This window comes from Rhizobium sp. BR 314, from assembly GCF_047445805.1.
GTDB classification, from domain to species: Bacteria; Pseudomonadota; Alphaproteobacteria; order Rhizobiales; family Rhizobiaceae; genus Rhizobium; species Rhizobium lusitanum_B.
The window spans coordinates 33,059-50,209 of sequence record NZ_JARWLA010000028.1 but is presented as its reverse complement, the minus strand read 5'-3'; the positions used below and the strand labels follow the sequence as shown (position 1 = coordinate 50,209).

Below are 17,151 nucleotides of genomic sequence, written 5' to 3'. Positions count from 1 at the left end.
TCTTGGCGCAGTCCTATCACCTGACGATAATGCTCCTTCCCTTGATAAGCAGAGCCTTCGGCGGACAAGTTCGTTTTCCATGGGTCGGCGGACCATTCTTTGGTCAAGATTTATTAAATATTTGATCGGCGGCAGGGTTGCTCTCAATGGCGAACAGCCATTTTTATAAGCGCGGAATGATCGCCTAGGGAGATTCGAATGGGACAGCTCGTCCGAGTTCCGGCCAATGAAACGCAAAGGCTTCTGGCCGTACGCTCCCTGAATGCTATTCACAGCAGTCCGACGCCAGAGCTTGCCACCCTTGCGGAGTTGGCGAGAAGCGTGTTCGAAACCCCCTATGCTGCGATCAACATCATCGACGAGGACTGGCAGCGCATCGCAGGGCAGGCCGGTCTGAAGATCACCGAGTGCTCGCGTGATATGTCGATCTGTACCCGGGTGGTATTCGACGACGGGCTATTGGTCATTCCCGATCTGGTCGAGGATCCGGAATTGAAGACCGCGCCCTTTGTGCTCGACGATCCCTGCTTCCGCTTCTATGCCGGCGCGCCGGTCAGATTGGAAAATGGCCTACCTGTCGGCGCGTTCTGCATTCTGGATCAGAAGGCAAGAGGTTTTTCCGAAGGCGAGCAGCATAGCCTCACGCAGTTTGCGCAGATCGCAAGCGCACTCCTGCGTCTCCAGAAGAACAATCTGCTGATGGGCATCGCCGAAAACGGCCTGCGCACGGCCGCCATGACGGACCCTCTGACCAGTTTCTTCAATCGGTCGGCGCTGGAAGGCATCGTCGATGGAGCCTTGAGTGCCGCCATCTCAGCCGGCGGGAGCTTTGGCGTTCTCTATCTGGACATGGATGGCTTCAAGGCGATCAACGACCGCTTCGGTCACAATGTCGGCGACGAGGTGCTGTGCGAAGCGGCGTCGCGCATCCGTTCCGTCATCCGTGCCGATGATATCGTCGTGCGCATGGGCGGCGACGAATTCGCCGTTTTCGTTCCCGACCTGCCGGAGGGGAGTGCGCTCATTTCCCTGTCCGAACGGCTGCTGGCTGCTTTCCGGGCGCCATTCGCGGTAGACGGTGTGTCCATCTTTGCCCGGCTGAGCATCGGCGCTGCCATTGCGCCGCAGGATGGGACGACGCGCGCACTGCTGCTGCGCAACGTCGATGCCGCCCTCTATCAGGCAAAGGCAGCCGGCCGCGATCGTGTGGCAGTGTTCGGTTCCTGAGGATCACAGAACAAAGGCGGAGCGTGGTGACGCCGCCAGCGCGGCTGGTTAACCAGCCGCTTCTACGATTCTGCCGCGACCAAGCGCACGGAACACCGTTTGCACTATGCCGGCCCGGTCGATGCCGGCCTTGGCGTTCATGGCTTCGGGCTTGGCCTGTTCCATCCAGATATCGGGCATGACGAGCGAGCGGATCTTCAGTCCGTTGTCGAGCAGGCCTTCGCTTGCGAGGAACTGCATGACCTGACTGCCGAAGCCGCCGACGGAGCCTTCCTCGATGGTGATCAGCATCTCGTGGTGGGCCGCAAGCTGTCGGATGAGGTCGTGGTCCAGCGGCTTGGCGAAGCGCGCATCCGCGACCGTCGTCGACAGGCCGGCGGCATCGAGATCCTCGGCGGCGGCGAGGCTGTCGGCCAAGCGCGTTCCGAAGGATAGCAGCGCGACTTTCGAGCCCTGCTTGACCACGCGTCCCTTGCCGATTTCAAGGATCAGACCGCGTTCCGGCAATTCGATACCGACACCTTCGCCGCGCGGATAACGGAAGGAGATCGGGCCGAGGTCATAGGCTGCGGCAGTCCGCACCATATGCTTCAGTTCCGCCTCGTCGGCTGCAGCCATGACGACAAAACCGGGCAGGGTGGAAAGGAAGGTGGTGTCGAAGGAGCCGGCATGCGTCGGTCCATCGGCGCCGACGAAACCGGCGCGGTCGATCGGGAAGCGCACCGGCAGTCCCTGGATCGCCACGTCGTGCACCACCTGGTCGTAGGCGCGCTGCAGGAAGGTGGAGTAAAGGGCGGCAAAGGGCTTGTATCCCTCGGCAGCGAGGCCTGCCGCAAAGGTTACGGCATGCTGCTCGGCAATGCCGACATCGAAACAGCGCTTGGGGAAGAACTCCTGCAGCTTGTCGAGTCCCGTGCCGTTCGGCATGGCAGCGGTAATCCCGACGATCTTTTCGTCGAGCGTTGCTTCCTGCACCAGGGCGTCGGCGAAGACGCTCGTATAGCTCGGCGCGTTCGGCTTCACCTTGGTCTGCGTTCCGGTGATGACATCGAACTTGTTAACACCGTGATATTTGTCAGCGGCGGCTTCTGCTGGCGGATAACCCTTGCCCTTCTGCGTTACGACATGGATCAGCACGGGTCCCTGCGCATTGTCGCGGACATTGCGCAGCACGGGCAAGAGATGCTCGAAGGAATGGCCGTCGATCGGGCCGATATGGTAGAAGCCCATCTCTTCGAACATCGTCCCGCCGGTCACATAGCCCCGTGCGTGTTCGACTGCCCGCGTGATGGCGCGGTCGACCTTCTTGCCGAGATAGGCCGTCAGTTTCTTTCCAAAATCCCTGAAGCCCATATAGGTGCGGCCGGAGGCGAGGCGGGCGAGATAGGCGCTCATCGCCCCCGTCGGCGGGGCGATCGACATGTCGTTGTCGTTGAGGATGACGATCAGTCGCGCATCGAGCGCGCCGGCATTGTTCAGGGCTTCATAGGCCATGCCGGCCGACATGGCGCCGTCGCCGATGACTGCGATGACGCGGCGGTCGGTCTTGTCGAGGTCAGCGGCAACCGCCATGCCGAGACCGGCGGAAATGGATGTCGACGAATGCGCGGCACCAAACGGGTCGTATTCGCTTTCGGCGCGGCGCGTGAAGCCGGAAAGGCCGTCTTCCTGGCGCAGCGTGCGAATGCGATCGCGTCGCCCGGTCAGGATCTTGTGTGGATAACACTGATGCCCGACATCGAAGATCAAGCGATCGTCCGGCGTGTTGAAGACGCTGTGAATAGCGATGGTGAGTTCGACGACGCCGAGGCCGGCGCCGAGATGCCCGCCCGTGCGAGACACTGCATCAATCATCTCATCGCGGACCTCGCGTGCGAGCTGCGGCAGGTCCCGATCGTCCAGCTTCCGCAGATCGGAAGGATATTGGACCTGATCGAGCAGGGGCGTCTGTGGCATCTGTGTCAAGGCGGAAGCCTCTTTCTTGCTATTCTTGGGCGGCGATCCGCCTTTACGTCAAAACAAATTGCGACAAAAGGCGCCGAATTCAAGGTGATCCCGAACACGAAACATGTGGGATTGTCATGAACCCGTCAGCCTTCCGGCAAGGGGATGAATTCTTCCTCGTCGCCCGGCACGATGTCGAAGCGGCCTGTGCGCCATTCTTCCTTGGCTTTTTCAATCCGCTCTTTGGAAGACGACACGAAATTCCACCAGATATAGCGCTTCGAATTGAGCGCCGCACCACCAAAAAGCATGATGTGACAGCCTTTTTCTGCAGCTTCCAGTGTAATGGCATCGCCTGGGCGGAAAACCAGGAGTTGATCTTGCTCGAAGCGGTCGCCGGCAACGACGAGCGAGCCGGAGAGGATATAGATGGCCCGTTCCTCATGTGCCGCGCTAAATGGAAACTTCGCGCCCGCCTGCAGCTGAAGATCGACATAGAGCGTATCGGAGAAGGACTTTACCGGCGAGGTAAGGCCCTCGAAGCTGCCGATCACCACGCGCCCGGTGACGCCGCCGTCGGCGATCTCGGGCAGATCATCCTTTTCCGTGTGGGCGAAAGCGGGGTCGATCTCCTCCTTGTCGTCGGGCAGAGCCAGCCAAGTCTGCAGGCCGGACATGGCAAACGGATGGTCGCGCAGGTTTTCTGGCGTGCGCTCCGAATGCACGATGCCGCGTCCTGCCGTCATCAGATTGACGTCGCCTGGACGGATGACCTTCGCCGTGCCGAGGCTGTCGAGATGCCGGATCTCGCCGTCGAACAGGTAAGTGACGGTTGAAAGGCCTATATGCGGGTGCGGGCGCACGTCGAGCGCTTCGCCGGGCCGCAGAATGGCCGGGCCCATGCGGTCGAAGAAGATGAACGGCCCCACCAGCCGTCGCCGGCTGCTCGGAAGCGCGCGCCGTACGGAAAAGCCGCCGAGGTCGCTGGTGCGCGGAATAATGAGATTTTCGATTGCGTCGCAGGCGAAGGCATCGCCGGCCTGAGGATCTTTGCCTGGGAAGAAAGACATATCGGCTCTCCTTTCGGTTGGCGTTCAACCTACCGGGAATGTCAGGCAAACTCAAATTTTCCCGCTTGCCTTACTGCCCGTCCAGCGGTTCCGTGCCCTGCGGCTTGCCGGCGCGGTCGAGCCTGATCTTTTCGATGCGGTTCTCGGCGGCCGAGAGCAGCGCCTCGCAATGCTTCTTCAGCGCTTCGCCGCGCTCGTAGATGGAAATGGACTCATCGAGCGCCACATCGCCGCGTTCGAGCCGAGCAACGATGCTCTCGAGCTCCGCCACGGCCTTCTCGAAGGAATAGCCTGAAACATCTACCTTGGCGTTCTCGCTCATCGTCAACCCTTCATCATGCGTAGAATATGCATCCCCGCCGACTCGGCGAGGCCTTCCAGATCATAGCCGCCTTCGAGCAGGCTGACGACCCGATTGTTGGCACTGCGGTCTGCGACCTCAAGCAGCCGTCCCGTCGCCCAGTCGAAATCCTCGCCGGTGAGGTTCAATTGGGCCAGCGGATCGCGGTGATGGGCGTCGAAGCCGGCCGAAATGATGATGAGGTCGGGGCGGAAATCATATAGCGCCGGCAGCACGCGCGACTTGAAAGCCTCGCGGAAATGGTCGCCGCCGGTGTTGGGGGAAAGCGGCGCATTGACGATGGTGTTGTGCGCGCCGCGATCGTCTTTCTTGCCCGTACCCGGGTAGAGCGGCATCTGGTGGGTCGAGCAGAAGAGCACGGATGGATCATCCCAGAAAATGTCCTGCGTGCCGTTGCCGTGGTGGACGTCCCAATCGACGATGGCGACGCGCTCGGCGCCATGGACCTTTTGTGCATGACGGGCCGCGATCGCCGCATTATTGAAGAAGCAGAAGCCCATCGCCGTGGATTTTTCGGCATGGTGGCCCGGCGGCCGGGCCGCGACGAAGACATTGTCCGCAGCACCCGTAAACACGTCGTCGACCGCCGCCATGGCGCCGCCGACACCGTGCATGATCGCCTGCAGCGTCTTCGGGCTTGCGTAGGTGTCGGCCTCGATCTGGCGGATCTCGCCGTCGTCGCCCTTGTCCGGCATCGAGCGCAGGACGAACTCCAGATGCTCTTCCGGGTGTGCGAGCAGGACCGCTTCCTTGAGCGCGGCAGGCGCCTTGCGCCGGTCCAGCCGCTCGAAATTCGGATGTTCCAGCGCGATGTTCAGCGACCGCAGCCTGTCGGGCCGCTCCGGGTGGCCCGGCGGGACAATATGTTCAAGAAAGATCGGGTGTTCGTAAAGACGTGTGCTCATGGGGCCAATCTATAGAAGAGGTGTGACGCCTATTACAGGACATGGACAATGTCACTACGATGTCAACAATCCATCTTAACCACTTTGGAAGGGCGCCCGTTTACTTATCAAGGGGCGGTGTTAAGCTTTCATTAAGGTCAGTGTGGCGTCGGCCAGGGTTGTTGCGTGATGATGAGTATAGAGCGATCCGATGTCATCGAGGTAAGGGTGCCGCCGCGCGATGTCGACCGGCATGGGCACATGTTCATCGCCTCCTACATCTCGCAGGCGGAGACGGCGCTTTCGAATTTCTGGCGCACGCGACCCCTGGTTGATCACGAGCCCATCTATGTGGCCAGGAAGGCATCCTGTTCGCTGCACAGGGCCCTTCGTTACGATGATCTTGCGCGTTTCTCGGTCAGCGTCAACAAGATCGGCGGAAAGTCGATCGGCTTCGTCGTTGCCGTCGAAACCGGCAACGAATTGGCGGCAGAGGTGGAAATTCTCTGGCTCGCGGTTCGCGGCGAAGAGCACGAACCGGTTCCGCTACCGGAAGACACCCGCGATTGGCTCTACAAGTATCTGGCTTGACCGACACTGGAGCGTTTCCGCTCCAAGCCAGGTCCGGAGAGACACTCTCTCTGCAATCTCAAACAATTCCGCACGCAAGGCGGCAGGGCGCTTCGCTGGAATTGCTCTAGTTCCGCTGCGGCAGTAGCGGATAGCCGGCCATGACGGCGCGGCCGGCAAGCGCGGCCACGGCTGCCTTGACGACATCACCGGGTATGAAACCCATCGATCCGAAAAATGCCTTGCCGAAGCCGATATTGATGGCGAGCCAGGCAATACCGAAGGCATAAAGCACCACCACCCCACCGATGACGGCGGCGATGAAGAAGCCGACGCCCTGCGCGAGATTGCTCTGCTCCGGCTTTACCAGCCGTTCGGAAAGGTAGCCGGTGACGAAAGCCGCGAAAATCCAGCCGACGAAAAAGCCGGCAGTGGGGCCGGCGAACACGGCAAGGCCGCCACGGCCGCCCGACAAGACCGGCAGGCCGATCGTCACGAGGACGACAACCAGCAGCACGGCAATCGTGCCGCGCTTGGCGCCAAGCACGACGCCTGCGAGCATGACGCCGAGCGACTGCGCTGTGATCGGCACGGGAATGATGCCGATCGGGATCGGTGGCAGTAGGCCAAGAGCCACGATGATGGCAGCAAAAAGCGCCGAAAGGACGAGGTCACGGGTGTTCATGGCAGCTCCTTGCGAAACAGATCTATGTTCATTGCCGCCGAATTCCGCGCGCGTCAATCGCTGCGGCAATATTGTCCGCATCGCGCAGCGTCAGGATGATCAGCGGGACGAGCGTCGTGGGCAGGCTCACTTTGATCCCGCGCGCCTGATGCGCTTCACGGATCGCCCGATAGCGATCGAGAATTTCCGGCACGAAACGGATGACGAGACCGACGGCAAGCCCGATATCGGCTGCCTTGAGCAGGCCGATCTTTTCGAGTGGCATGGCGAGTGCCGTAATCTCGTCGATGAAGGCGGACATCGATGTCGTTGCGGTCACTGCGGCGGCGAACAGCGCGAGCGCCGTCAGTCTGAGCGCCGTGACGATGGCGATGTGGAGCGGGCCAAAGAGCGCCGCAAAGACCGCCAGCACCGCAATCGAGATGAAGATAGGCCGCAGCCGCTTCAGCGCTTCTCCGACAGGCAGACCGCTGCGAAAATAAAGGCCGGCACCGGCAAGCTTTGCGCAGGCGAGCACCGGGATGGACTGGGTCAGGAACAGCAGGAGGCCGAGTGCGGCAAGCGCAAGCAGCTTCGCACGCGGCGAGAGCCGATGCATCCATGTATCCGCATCCACATGCAGCGTCTGCATCAGCTCGCCATCTCCTTGTAACGGGCGATGGCCTCCGTTGCGGGCGCGTCGGCGACAAGCCGTCCCTGATCGAACAGCAGCACCCGGTCGAAATCCTCAAGCAGCGGCAGGTCGTGGCTGATGACGATGACGTTTTCCGGCAGCGTTGCCATGGTCTTCTGCACGAGCGAGCGGTTCTTGAGATCGAGCTGGTTGGTCGGTTCGTCGAGAATAAGGATATCGGGGCCGGTCACGAGAACCGAGCAGAGCGCCGCCATCTGCAACTCGCCGCCCGAAAGCTCATGCGCACGCCGCGAACCAAGATGGCCGACGCCGAAGCGATCGAGAATGCTATCGACGGCCGTTTTGATCTGCGCCTTGTCGTATCCGCGCGCCTTGAGTCCGAAGGCGATGTCGTCTCGCACGATGGGCAGGATGATCTGGTTCTGCGGCGACTGAAAGATATAGCCGACTCTTCCAAGGACCTTGGCGGCATCACCGACGGTGTCGAGCCCGTCGACCGAGATGCGGCCGGTTGTCGGTTTGATGAGGCCGTTGATCAGCCGCGCGAAAGTCGTCTTGCCGGAGCCGTTAAGCCCGATGACACCGATGCGGCGTTCCCGAAGCGTCAGGCTCAGCGGAAACAGCGCGGTGCGCGCGCCGTAATCGACGCCGGCATTTTCGAAGCGGATGTCCAAGCTGCTTCCCTATTCGGTCGTGTGATCGCGGAGCTATAGCGCATCGCATCGAATTATCAAATCGGTGCCTCTTTGAAAGCATGGGAATTTATGCCTATGATCTGCCTATGACGAATCTGCTTTCGAATCGTGACGCCCGCCGCGTGTTCCTTGCCAAGCAGGGGCTCGCCAACCCACCGAACCGCGCCTTAAGCAAGGCGGGTTTGCTGCAGCTCATCCATGATATCGGCTTCGTGCAGGTCGACAGCATCGGCACCGTCGAGCGCGCCCATCACCAGATCCTGTTTTCGCGCAACCAGACCTATCGACGCGAGCACCTGACGGAACTCTTGGAAAAGGATGGTGCGCTCTTCGAGAATTGGACGCATGACGCCTCCATCCTGCCGAGCGCCTTTTTCGTCTACTGGAAGCATCGCTTTCGTCGCGAGGAAGTCTCGATTGTCGAGCGCTGGCGAAAATGGCGAGGGGAGGGGTTCGAAGCCGCCTTCGATGAAACCTACGAACGCGTACTGAAGAACGGCGCCATTACCGCACGCGAGGTCAAGGCGGAGGATCACGTCTCCGGCGGCTGGTGGAACTGGCATCCGAACAAGACGGCGCTCGAATATTTCTGGCGTACCGGCAGGTTCGCGATTGCAGGCCGCAGCAATTTCCAGAAGGTCTACGACCTCGTCGAGCGCGTTCTGCCGCGTCATTTCCACGAGCCGGAAGTGGAGCATGAGGAGTTCGTCGATTGGGCTTGCCGCAGCGCGCTGCAGCGGCTTGGCTTTGCCACCTCGGGCGAGATCGCTGCCTTTTGGGATCTGGTGACGCCGCTTGAGGCCAAGAACTGGGTCGAGACGCATCGCGATGAGCTGACCGATGTGCTGATCGAGCCCGTCGGCGGCGGCAAGCCGCGCCCGTCCTATGCCTTCCAAGATTTCTACGAGACGCTCGATAATCACCCGGAAGCACCGGCGCGCATCCGCGTCCTAAGCCCCTTCGATCCGACATTGCGGGATCGCAACCGCACCGAACGCCTGTTCGGCTTCTTCTATCGCATCGAGATTTTCGTGCCCGAGCCCAAGCGCGAATATGGCTATTACGTCTTCCCGCTGCTCGAGGGAGACCGGCTGATCGGACGGGTCGACATGAAGGCCGATCGCAAGGCGAGCACTCTCGACGTCAAGCGCTTGTGGCTGGAGCCAGGTATCAAGGCCTCCGCTGGCCGGCTGGAGAAGCTGGAAGCTGAGTTGGAGCGCGTCGCCCGCTTCACCGGCGTAGAAAAGGTCGTATTTCTCGAAGGCTGGCGGGGCGCGTAACGCGTTTGCTTCATTCGCTCGAAAGAGCGTATTCGAAAAGGGGAGAGCCTGTTGTCGTCGCCAGTTCTTGAGGGCCGCAATGTCAGGCTCCGCCCGCCATGTGACGAAGATGCCGATGTGCGCTTCTCCCTGGGCACAAATGCCGAGATCTCGGAGATGTATGGCATCGATAAGGACGATATCAAGCCCATGACCCGCGAGGGTGCGGCCCGATGGGTGCAATGGCTCTCCGAGCGTCCACACACATGGGTCATCGAGATCGATGGAGCCTTCGCCGGCGAAATCAGATTGGACAACGTCAACTTGCAGGACAGGCGTGCGACGATGGCGATCGGCATCAGCAATCCCGCCTTGCTTGGCAAAAGTTTTGGCACCGAAGCGATCACTCTTCTCCTGCGCCATGCCTTCACAGAGATGAAGCTGCATCGCATCGGAATACGCGTGCTGGCCTATAACAAGCGCGCTATCCGCGCCTATGAGAAATGCGGCTTCATTGTCGAAGGAAGAGAGCGTGAGACGGTTTACGTCAAAGGCAGCTGGCACGACGACATCATGATGGGTCTTTTAGATCGCGAGTTCTTCGCACGCGATACTGTCCCGTCATCGAATGTAGAATGACACTGACAATGATCCGTTGCGATTGCGGTTGATCGCAACGGATGAGATGCGGCGGCAAGAGCTAATCAGCAGATTTCCGTCTTCGCAATCTTGATGCCGAAGCCTTCGAGGCCGACATAGTGTCGTTCGCGGCTGGTGAGCAGCTTGATCGAGCTGACGCCGAGATCCTTCAGGATCTGCGCGCCGAGGCCGATCTCAAGCCATTCATTGTCGCGTGCCTGCGCTTCGGCGTGGCTTTCCCGCTCCGCCTGACGCGTCTTGCGGTTGTTGTCGGAATGTCCGACGCCAACGGAGCCCTCACGCAAATAGACGATGATGCCGCGGCCCTCTTCGGCGATCTTTTTCATGTAGAAGTCGACGGGCCTGCGCTTGCCGAAAATATCTTCGGCAACGATTTCCGGATGCAGGCGCACCGGAATGTCGATGCCGTCGCGGATGTCGCCGAAAACAACGGCGAGGTGCTGCATTGGGTCCCACGGCAGCGAATAGGTGTGGGCGCGCGCCTTGCCGAACGGCGTGTCGATATCGAAACTGGCGCCGAGTTCGATCAGCGTTTCCTTGCGCTGGCGATAAGCGATGAGGTCGGCGACAGAGACCATCTTCAGCCCATGCTGCTCGGCAAAGCCGGCCACCTGCGGGCCGCGCATCACCGTGCCGTCATCATTGACGAGTTCGCTGATGACGCCGATCGGCGGCAGGCCGGCAAGCTTGCAGAGATCGACTGCGGCTTCGGTATGGCCCGAGCGCATCAGCACGCCGCCTTCGCGTGAAACCAGCGGGAAGATATGGCCGGGGCGGACGAAGTCGGCGGGACCGACATTTGGGTTGGCGAGGTTGCGTACCGTCAGCGTCCGGTCGTCGGCGGAAATGCCCGTCGTCGTGCCGTGCTTGAAGTCGACGGAAACGGTGAAGGCGGTGGTATGGGCGGAATCATTTTCCGCCACCATGGCGTTGAGGTTCAGCCGCTTGGCTTCCTCTCGCGGCATCGGCGTGCAGACGATGCCGGATGTATGGCGAACGATGAAAGCCATCTTCTCGGGCGTGCAGTGAACCGCAGCGACGATCAGGTCACCCTCGTTTTCACGATCGTTGTCGTCCATGACAACGACGATTTCGCCGGCCTCGAAGGCCCGGATGGCATCGACAACCCGCTTCTGGTCGTAAGGCATCTCGAAATTCCTATCTTTCCCGGCCCGTCTGGCCACGGTCCCTCAAATAATGATCGGCAATGGCGCAAGCAACCATGGCTTCGCCGATCGGCACGGCGCGAATGCCGACGCACGGATCATGGCGGCCCTTGGTGCGCACATCGACATTGTGGCCGTCAGCATCGATCGACTGACGTTCCGTCAGGATGGACGAGGTCGGCTTGATGGCAAAGCGGGCGATCACCGGTTCGCCGGTGGAAATGCCGCCCAGAATGCCGCCGGCGTGATTGGAGAGAAAGATGCGCTTGCCGTCGTTGCCCATACGCATTTCGTCGGCATTTTCCTCGCCGGTCAGTTCGGCGGATGCGAAGCCTTCACCGATCTCGACGCCCTTGACCGCGTTGATCGACATCAGCAGCGAGGCGATATCCTGATCGAGCTTGCCATAGATCGGGGCGCCGAGGCCTGCCGGCACGCCTTCGGCCACGACTTCGACGACTGCGCCGATAGAGGAGCCGGCCTTGCGGATGCCGTCGAGATAGTCTTCCCAGACCGGCACGATTTCGGGATCGGGGGCAAAGAAGGGGTTCTGATCCACCTGCGCCCAATCCCAGTTGGCGCGGTTGATCTTGTGCTTGCCGATCTGCACCAGCGCGCCGCGGATCGTGACGCCGGGCACGACGAGACGGGCAATGCCGCCTGCCGCAACGCGCGCCGCCGTTTCGCGTGCCGACGAGCGACCGCCGCCGCGATAGTCGCGGATGCCGTATTTGACGTCATAGGTATAATCGGCATGGCCGGGGCGATAGCGCTTTGCGATCTCGCCATAATCCTTCGAGCGCTGGTCGGTGTTCTCGATTAGCATCGAGATCGGTGTGCCCGTCGAGATCATCGTCTCGCCGTCTTCGTCGAACATCACACCCGACAGTACCTTGACCAGATCGTCCTCACGCCGCTGCGTGACGAAGCGCGACTGGCCCGGTTTGCGCTTGTCGAGCCAGACCTGAAGATCCTCCAGTTTGAAGCGCAGGCCGGGGGGGCAGCCGTCAACGACGCAGCCGAGCGCCGGGCCGTGGCTTTCGCCCCAGGTGGTAACGCGGAAAAGATGACCGAATGTATTGTGCGACATGGAAAACGACCGGATTGGTGCAGCCTGACGAACAGACCGCGTCTTCTCTTTTGCAATTGCGGCACACTCATAGGCCAAAATGCCGGCAAGACAAAATCTTTCTTTCCGCCATCGCGGAAACGGTTTCCGGCCCAGTCTTGCGTTCGCCATCGACATGGTAAACAAAGATTAATCCAGATTGTGGATTGTGACAGTACATTCATCAATTGGGCGGGCGAAGCCACTATTGAGGGCAACTTCCGCCATATTCGAAGTGTTATCTGCGCCGCATAAGAAATCACAAGTAAATCGACCTGAAGGGTAACGACCATGCGCTTTTTCGTAGCGACGCTTTTGGCCACGGCAAGCCTCTTTGCTCCTGTCGCAGCTTTCGCTGAAAGTGCGGATGTCGAGTCCACGATCAAGAAGGTCGATACGCAGAATTTCAGCATCACGCTGGACGACGGCAAGAACTATCAGGTGCCTGAGGATTTCGACTTCAACGGCCTGAAGGCCGGCGTCAAGGTCGTGGTTTTCTACACGGAAGTCGACGGCAAGCGCGTCGTCAACGATCTCGATATCGTTCAGTAAGCTTGGTGCCGCCACGCCACTGGCGGCGGTGCTTGAAGACGTCAGGCTCGTGCTGATGCGCGGCTTTAGCAAATCCGGGCGGAAGCCCGTCGAGTGTCCTCGAACTAGCCTACATCCAGCCGATAATCTTCATCTCCGGGTCGACTTTCAGGATCTGGTCCTGATGGATTGGGATTTCGGCCGCCTCTTCCTTTGCAACATCGCCGATCAGGCGGAACAGCGTGCGGATGACACCGCCATGCGAGACGCAAACGGTGGGGCGCTCGATCGATGTCAGCCAGGAGCCGACACGCCAGGAGAGGATTTCATAGCTTTCGGCGTCATCGCCAGGCGGGATGAAGTCCCATTTGTGAGCCTTGCGCTCCGCAAGCCTGTCCGGCTCCGTTGCCTTCAGCTCCTTGAGCGTGAAGCCTTCCCAGGCGCCGAACGATACTTCGATCAGCCGGTCGTCGGTCTCATAGTCCTTGGGCGGCAAGCCCATGGCGCCGCGAACGATCTCCATCGTTTCGCGCGTACGCCGCAACGGGCTTGCGACGAAATCGAATGGCTGGTTTTCGAATGCCAGTATCTCGCCGAGGTCGACGCCGTTCTGCCGCGCCTGTTCGCGGCCGATGGCATTGAGGTCGATGTCCTTCTGCCCCTGCAGACGGCGCTCGGCATTCCAGTCTGTCTGACCGTGACGTATCACATAGAGGATTGGCGACACGGTCAGTCTTCCTGTTGATCAGTCCTTCGCGACGGAAATGTCAGGCGCGTCCACAGCCTTCATGCCGACCGTGTGGTAGCCGGAATCGACGTGGTGGATTTCACCCGTAACGGCCGTCGACAGATCGGACAGCAGGTAGAGGGCCGAGTTGCCGACTTCGTCGATCGTGACGGTCCGCTTTAGCGGCGCATTGTACTCGTTCCACTTCAGTATATAGCGGAAATCGCCGATGCCGGAGGCCGCGAGCGTCTTGATCGGGCCAGCCGAAATCGCGTTGACGCGAATGCCGCGGTTGCCGAGATCGACTGCGAGGTAGCGCACACTTGCTTCAAGAGCCGCCTTTGCGACACCCATGACGTTGTAGTGCGGCATGACCTTCTCTGCACCGTAATAGGTGAGGGTGATCATGGAGCCGCCGTCATTCATGATTCGCTCGGCGCGCTGCGCAACTGCCGTGAAGGAATAGACGGAAATGTCCATCGTCTTCGTGAAATTGTCGCGGCTGGTATCAAGGTAACGGCCGGTTAGCTCGTCCTTGTCCGAGAAAGCGATGGCGTGCACGACGAAGTCGATCTTGCCCCATTTCGCTTCCAGCGTGTCGATGACGGCATCGATCGTCGCCGGCTCGGTGACGTCGCAATGGCCCGCCATGAAGGCGCCGAGTTCCTGAGCGAGCGGCTCGACGCGCTTCTTCAGGGCATCGCCCTGCCACGTCAGTGCGATTTCGGCTCCGGCATCCGAGCAGGCCTTGGCAATACCCCACGCTATCGAACGGTTGTTTGCTACGCCGAGGATGACGCCGCGCTTGCCTGCCATGAGGCCAGTGGATTGAGCCATATTCTGCTCCCTTGAACTTTCGAATGACCCTGCCTATGGCATAGGCCGTTCCCCTGTTCAAGCATCGTAAAGATCATCAACTGTTAGGGATCGTAACAAAGGGTGCTGTTGTCACCAAAATTTCACAGGAAAAGCCCCTCTCGCATGCTGCGCATCAGGTCGGTGATCTTGTCGTCCGGTTTTTCCCACAGCATCAGCCGCAGTTCGACGATAAGATCACCTTTGCTGCCGTTGCCATCAGGCAATCCCTCGCCAGGAATACGAACGATTTGATCCGAGCCGGACCATGCCGGTACGACAAGCTTGACCGGCCCGTTCAATCCCTCGACCGTCGTCTCCCAGCCGAGCACTGCATTTTCTATCGTCACAGGCAGTGTCGTGCGGATGTTGTGGCCATCAGGCATGAAGCGGGTATCGGTAGAAAGGTGGATGGTGACGGCGACATCGCCGCGCAGCATTCCCGGCAGTTTTAATCCCTGGCCCTTCAGATGCAGTACTTGGCCATTGCCGACATCCGTGGTCGCCTGGAAGCGGGCTTCGCGACCGTCGGACAGGGGAACAGTGATCCAGCGGGCCTTCAGCATGTCGTCGAGCGTCACGGTTGCTTCCGCCGCCACCTCGGGCGTCTTCTCCGGCTGCTTGTCTTGGGTGCCACCGCCGGTGATGCGGCGCACGAGCGAGCTCAGAATGCCGAAGGCGGAACGCGAGCCGCCGGAGCCGGTGCCCGTCGCCAACATCTCTTCTTCCTCTTGGACATCCTCTGCCGGGGTGGGATTTGCTTCCTGCGGCTTAGCGGCCTGTTGCTTGCCAGCCTGCTGCGCAACGGTCTCGGCCTGCGCCTGAGCCTGAACTTGAGGCTGCTCCTGCTGCGTAGCGCGGCTCGCCTTGGCGCCGAAAATGCGCTCGACCATATCCTCGGGTGACTCGTTTGCGGCCGTCTGCGAGCTGGAGGCAGCCGCTGCCGCGGCCTTTCGGGCATTTGCCCGGGCAAGTTCCTCCATCACCTTTTCAGCATTGGCCCGCGCTGCCTTGGCGCGTTCGGCCATCTCGCGTGCGGCCTGGCGCTGTTGCATGATGGTTTGCTCCGTGCTCTGGCCCTTTGCTTCGGCCATGCGAGCGATCTGATCGTAGCGGCTGCGCTTCTGCGGATCCTTTAGCGTTTCATAGGCCCGGCCGATTTCGGCGAAGCGCTCGGTGGCGGTCGGATCGCCCATGTTGTGATCGGGATGTGCTGTCTTGGCGAGGTTGCGCCATGCGGATTTGATTTCGTCCGCCCCGGCATCCCGCTTCACGCCCAGCACCTTGTAAGGATCACGCATGTTTCCCGCCGCCGTCTCTTTAAGTGTGCCCGACCCCGTGAGAGCACCTCGAACAAATGAATCCATGAACCGTGTTTCACCGGCTTGCGCCCCGGGGGAGGGCAAGGTCGATGCGCATGGGATGATCCTGCGGGAAAAGTTGCTAATCAGGCGTTACGCCGCATGGGGGCCGGCAAAGGGCATTTCGCGGGATGGTTAGCCGATTGCTAACGATGGATGCTGAACATTGATATGGTATGCGATGCGCACTGTTCGGCTCATAGAGCTGGATCGCATTGTCTGTGGAAAAAAATAGGTAGGCTGCCAATTAGCCGGCTTGTTGGAAGCTCAGCAATTGCCATTCGCCGAGGCCGACAAGGCAGGTCCTGCCGGAGAAGTTGGCGATGCCCTCATAGGAGTGGCGGGTCGTGCGGAACTGGCGGCAGACCACGCCCGAGGCATTGCTCTCGACGATCGTATCGATGACGCCGGCGCTGCCGGTAGAGGCATTGGCCCAGGGAATCGACTGGCCATTAAGCTTGTGGAGATCTGCCGAGGTTACGGCATTGCGGACGGTCGCTTCGTCGGAGATGCTGTCCGTGGTCACGGGAGCGGCCGCAATCGTGCCGGTAGAAACGCTGCGGTCCACTTTCGCCGAGCTCAGATAGTCCATGCCGCCGCCAACGCAGCCGCCAAGGGCGAAAAGGGAGGCGAGGGCGAGCGCCATCGTCGCGTCTTTTGCAAGCTTGCGCTTTGTATGAACGGTCGATTTTGCTATGACTTCCACCCGAGTGTCTCGGCTAGCCTGAGGGCCGGCTGTTTCTAGGAATTGCGGAGTATTTGAACTAATATGTCGGAAAACGAGTTAACAAGCGGTGACTTCACCGAACAGAACGAACCCTTCACTCTTTTTGCAACATGGTTGCGCGAGGCGGAGACCACTGAACCCAATGATCCGAATGCGGTCGCTCTGGCAACGGTAGATAAGGATGGGTTGCCAAATGTCCGCATGGTCCTTCTGAAGGGTTTCGATAGCGACGGATTCGTATTCTATACGAATTTCGAAAGCCAGAAAGGCCAAGAAATTCTTTCCCAGAAGAAAGCGGCCATGTGCTTCCACTGGAAGTCGCTACGCCGTCAGGTGCGCCTACGCGGCTTGGTTGAGGTGGTCACCGACAAGGAAGCGGACGAGTATTATAAGACGCGGGCGCGGGGCAGCCGAATCGGCGCGTGGGCTTCGAAGCAGTCGCGTCCTCTCGAGGGCCGGTTTGCGCTGGAAAAGGCAGTTGCCGAATATACGGCTCGCTATGCGATCGGCGACATTCCGCGCCCGCCTTACTGGTCCGGTTTCCGCATTCGTCCGTTGTCGATCGAATTCTGGCACGACCGCCAGTTCCGCCTCCACGACCGAATCGAATTCCGCCGCGATGTGCCGGAAGGCGCCTGGCAGAAGGTGCGGATGTATCCGTAAGATCCAGGCCTATCGTCCGGTGGG

General features: G+C 60.3%; 19 protein-coding genes. 6 read left to right on the top strand and 13 right to left on the bottom strand.

Annotated features, from left to right (window positions below):
* Positions 1-198: 198 nt before the first annotated feature.
* Positions 199-1,227: a diguanylate cyclase domain-containing protein gene (locus QD461_RS26680; RefSeq protein WP_414090352.1), complete on the top strand. Its 1,029-nt coding sequence runs from the start codon at positions 199-201 to the stop codon at positions 1,225-1,227.
* Between the two features lie 48 nt (positions 1,228-1,275).
* On the opposite strand, the gene dxs is transcribed toward QD461_RS26680, so the two are convergent.
* The 4 genes from dxs to QD461_RS26660 all read right to left on the bottom strand — a co-directional run bounded on the left by dxs (position 1,276) and on the right by QD461_RS26660 (position 5,507).
* Positions 1,276-3,192 carry a 1-deoxy-D-xylulose-5-phosphate synthase gene (gene dxs, locus QD461_RS26675; protein WP_414090351.1) on the bottom strand — a complete coding sequence of 639 codons (1,917 nt, stop codon included), beginning with the start codon at positions 3,190-3,192 and terminating at the stop codon, positions 1,276-1,278.
* A 125-nt stretch (positions 3,193-3,317) separates the two neighbouring features.
* On the bottom strand, positions 3,318-4,241 hold the full coding sequence (locus QD461_RS26670) for a pirin family protein (protein ID WP_414090350.1): 924 nt from the start codon (positions 4,239-4,241) through the stop codon (positions 3,318-3,320).
* Positions 4,242-4,311: 70 nt separating this feature from the next.
* Positions 4,312-4,563, bottom strand: a complete 252-nt coding sequence (locus QD461_RS26665) for an exodeoxyribonuclease VII small subunit (protein WP_184700926.1) — start codon at positions 4,561-4,563, stop codon at positions 4,312-4,314.
* A 2-nt stretch (positions 4,564-4,565) separates the two neighbouring features.
* The gene (locus QD461_RS26660) at positions 4,566-5,507 is read right to left on the bottom strand and encodes a histone deacetylase family protein (RefSeq protein WP_414090349.1); all 942 of its coding nucleotides are present in this window, start codon (positions 5,505-5,507) and stop codon (positions 4,566-4,568) included.
* 168 nt (positions 5,508-5,675) lie between these two features.
* Here QD461_RS26660 and QD461_RS26655 point away from each other — a divergent pair, with 168 nt between their 5' ends.
* The gene (locus tag QD461_RS26655) at positions 5,676-6,077 is read left to right on the top strand and encodes an acyl-CoA thioesterase (RefSeq protein ID WP_414090378.1); all 402 of its coding nucleotides are present in this window, start codon (positions 5,676-5,678) and stop codon (positions 6,075-6,077) included.
* 106 nt (positions 6,078-6,183) lie between these two features.
* Here the strand turns inward: QD461_RS26655 and QD461_RS26650 are convergent, their stop codons facing one another.
* Genes QD461_RS26650 through QD461_RS26640 form a run of 3 tightly spaced genes read right to left on the bottom strand, consistent with a single transcriptional unit; the run spans position 6,184 to position 8,049 of the window.
* Positions 6,184-6,741, bottom strand: a complete 558-nt coding sequence (locus QD461_RS26650; RefSeq protein WP_414090348.1) for a biotin transporter BioY — start codon at positions 6,739-6,741, stop codon at positions 6,184-6,186.
* A gap of 28 nt (positions 6,742-6,769) precedes the next feature.
* Positions 6,770-7,372 carry a CbiQ family ECF transporter T component gene (locus QD461_RS26645; RefSeq protein WP_414090347.1) on the bottom strand — a complete coding sequence of 201 codons (603 nt, stop codon included), beginning with the start codon at positions 7,370-7,372 and terminating at the stop codon, positions 6,770-6,772.
* The gene (locus QD461_RS26640; RefSeq protein WP_414090346.1) at positions 7,372-8,049 is read right to left on the bottom strand and encodes an energy-coupling factor ABC transporter ATP-binding protein; all 678 of its coding nucleotides are present in this window, start codon (positions 8,047-8,049) and stop codon (positions 7,372-7,374) included. The genes QD461_RS26645 and QD461_RS26640 overlap by 1 nt, the downstream gene beginning before the upstream one ends.
* A gap of 107 nt (positions 8,050-8,156) precedes the next feature.
* On the opposite strand from QD461_RS26640, the gene QD461_RS26635 reads away from it, so the two are divergent.
* Positions 8,157-9,350, top strand: coding sequence for a winged helix-turn-helix domain-containing protein (locus QD461_RS26635; RefSeq protein WP_414090345.1), 1,194 nt, complete (start codon positions 8,157-8,159; stop codon positions 9,348-9,350).
* Between the two features lie 51 nt (positions 9,351-9,401).
* Positions 9,402-9,968 (top strand): GNAT family N-acetyltransferase, encoded by a 567-nt coding sequence (locus QD461_RS26630; RefSeq protein WP_414090344.1) that lies wholly within the window; start codon positions 9,402-9,404, stop codon positions 9,966-9,968.
* Positions 9,969-10,033: 65 nt separating this feature from the next.
* Here QD461_RS26630 and ribB read toward each other — a convergent pair whose 3' ends face one another.
* The gene (gene ribB, locus QD461_RS26625; RefSeq protein ID WP_414090343.1) at positions 10,034-11,137 is read right to left on the bottom strand and encodes a 3,4-dihydroxy-2-butanone-4-phosphate synthase; all 1,104 of its coding nucleotides are present in this window, start codon (positions 11,135-11,137) and stop codon (positions 10,034-10,036) included.
* A 10-nt stretch (positions 11,138-11,147) separates the two neighbouring features.
* Positions 11,148-12,245 carry a chorismate synthase gene (aroC, locus tag QD461_RS26620; protein ID WP_184700939.1) on the bottom strand — a complete coding sequence of 366 codons (1,098 nt, stop codon included), beginning with the start codon at positions 12,243-12,245 and terminating at the stop codon, positions 11,148-11,150.
* A 309-nt stretch (positions 12,246-12,554) separates the two neighbouring features.
* On the opposite strand from aroC, the gene QD461_RS26615 reads away from it, so the two are divergent.
* Positions 12,555-12,815 carry a DUF1344 domain-containing protein gene (locus QD461_RS26615; RefSeq protein ID WP_184700941.1) on the top strand — a complete coding sequence of 87 codons (261 nt, stop codon included), beginning with the start codon at positions 12,555-12,557 and terminating at the stop codon, positions 12,813-12,815.
* Positions 12,816-12,924: 109 nt separating this feature from the next.
* Here the strand turns inward: QD461_RS26615 and QD461_RS26610 are convergent, their stop codons facing one another.
* The 4 genes from QD461_RS26610 to QD461_RS26595 all read right to left on the bottom strand — a co-directional run bounded on the left by QD461_RS26610 (position 12,925) and on the right by QD461_RS26595 (position 16,443).
* Positions 12,925-13,521 carry a histidine phosphatase family protein gene (locus QD461_RS26610; RefSeq protein WP_414090342.1) on the bottom strand — a complete coding sequence of 199 codons (597 nt, stop codon included), beginning with the start codon at positions 13,519-13,521 and terminating at the stop codon, positions 12,925-12,927.
* 18 nt (positions 13,522-13,539) lie between these two features.
* Complete coding sequence (fabI, locus tag QD461_RS26605) at positions 13,540-14,358, bottom strand: enoyl-ACP reductase FabI (RefSeq protein WP_184700945.1); 819 nt, start codon at positions 14,356-14,358, stop codon at positions 13,540-13,542.
* 122 nt (positions 14,359-14,480) lie between these two features.
* Positions 14,481-15,677: a DnaJ domain-containing protein gene (locus QD461_RS26600; RefSeq protein ID WP_414090341.1), complete on the bottom strand. Its 1,197-nt coding sequence runs from the start codon at positions 15,675-15,677 to the stop codon at positions 14,481-14,483.
* A 307-nt stretch (positions 15,678-15,984) separates the two neighbouring features.
* Positions 15,985-16,443: an RT0821/Lpp0805 family surface protein gene (locus QD461_RS26595; protein ID WP_184700948.1), complete on the bottom strand. Its 459-nt coding sequence runs from the start codon at positions 16,441-16,443 to the stop codon at positions 15,985-15,987.
* Positions 16,444-16,506: 63 nt separating this feature from the next.
* Between QD461_RS26595 and pdxH the strand changes: the two genes are divergently transcribed.
* Positions 16,507-17,127 (top strand): pyridoxamine 5'-phosphate oxidase, encoded by a 621-nt coding sequence (gene pdxH, locus QD461_RS26590; protein ID WP_184700950.1) that lies wholly within the window; start codon positions 16,507-16,509, stop codon positions 17,125-17,127.
* Positions 17,128-17,151: the final 24 nt, after the last annotated feature.

Bases quoted from the DNA above. Each gene is read 5' to 3' on its own strand.
- aroC (WP_184700939.1), bottom strand. From the start codon at position 12,245: ATGTCGCACAATACATTCGGTCATCTTTTCCGCGTTACCACCTGGGGC.
- QD461_RS26665 (WP_184700926.1), bottom strand. From the start codon at position 4,563: ATGAGCGAGAACGCCAAGGTAGATGTTTCAGGCTATTCCTTCGAGAAG.
- QD461_RS26670 (WP_414090350.1), bottom strand. From the start codon at position 4,241: ATGTCTTTCTTCCCAGGCAAAGATCCTCAGGCCGGCGATGCCTTCGCC.
- QD461_RS26635 (WP_414090345.1), top strand. From the start codon at position 8,157: ATGACGAATCTGCTTTCGAATCGTGACGCCCGCCGCGTGTTCCTTGCC.
- fabI (WP_184700945.1), bottom strand. From the start codon at position 14,358: ATGGCTCAATCCACTGGCCTCATGGCAGGCAAGCGCGGCGTCATCCTC.
- QD461_RS26645 (WP_414090347.1), bottom strand. From the start codon at position 7,372: ATGCAGACGCTGCATGTGGATGCGGATACATGGATGCATCGGCTCTCG.
- QD461_RS26650 (WP_414090348.1), bottom strand. From the start codon at position 6,741: ATGAACACCCGTGACCTCGTCCTTTCGGCGCTTTTTGCTGCCATCATC.
- QD461_RS26615 (WP_184700941.1), top strand. From the start codon at position 12,555: ATGCGCTTTTTCGTAGCGACGCTTTTGGCCACGGCAAGCCTCTTTGCT.
- QD461_RS26655 (WP_414090378.1), top strand. From the start codon at position 5,676: ATGATGAGTATAGAGCGATCCGATGTCATCGAGGTAAGGGTGCCGCCG.
- pdxH (WP_184700950.1), top strand. From the start codon at position 16,507: ATGTCGGAAAACGAGTTAACAAGCGGTGACTTCACCGAACAGAACGAA.
- ribB (WP_414090343.1), bottom strand. From the start codon at position 11,137: ATGCCTTACGACCAGAAGCGGGTTGTCGATGCCATCCGGGCCTTCGAG.
- QD461_RS26680 (WP_414090352.1), top strand. From the start codon at position 199: ATGGGACAGCTCGTCCGAGTTCCGGCCAATGAAACGCAAAGGCTTCTG.
- QD461_RS26600 (WP_414090341.1), bottom strand. From the start codon at position 15,677: ATGCGTGATCCTTACAAGGTGCTGGGCGTGAAGCGGGATGCCGGGGCG.
- QD461_RS26660 (WP_414090349.1), bottom strand. From the start codon at position 5,507: ATGAGCACACGTCTTTACGAACACCCGATCTTTCTTGAACATATTGTC.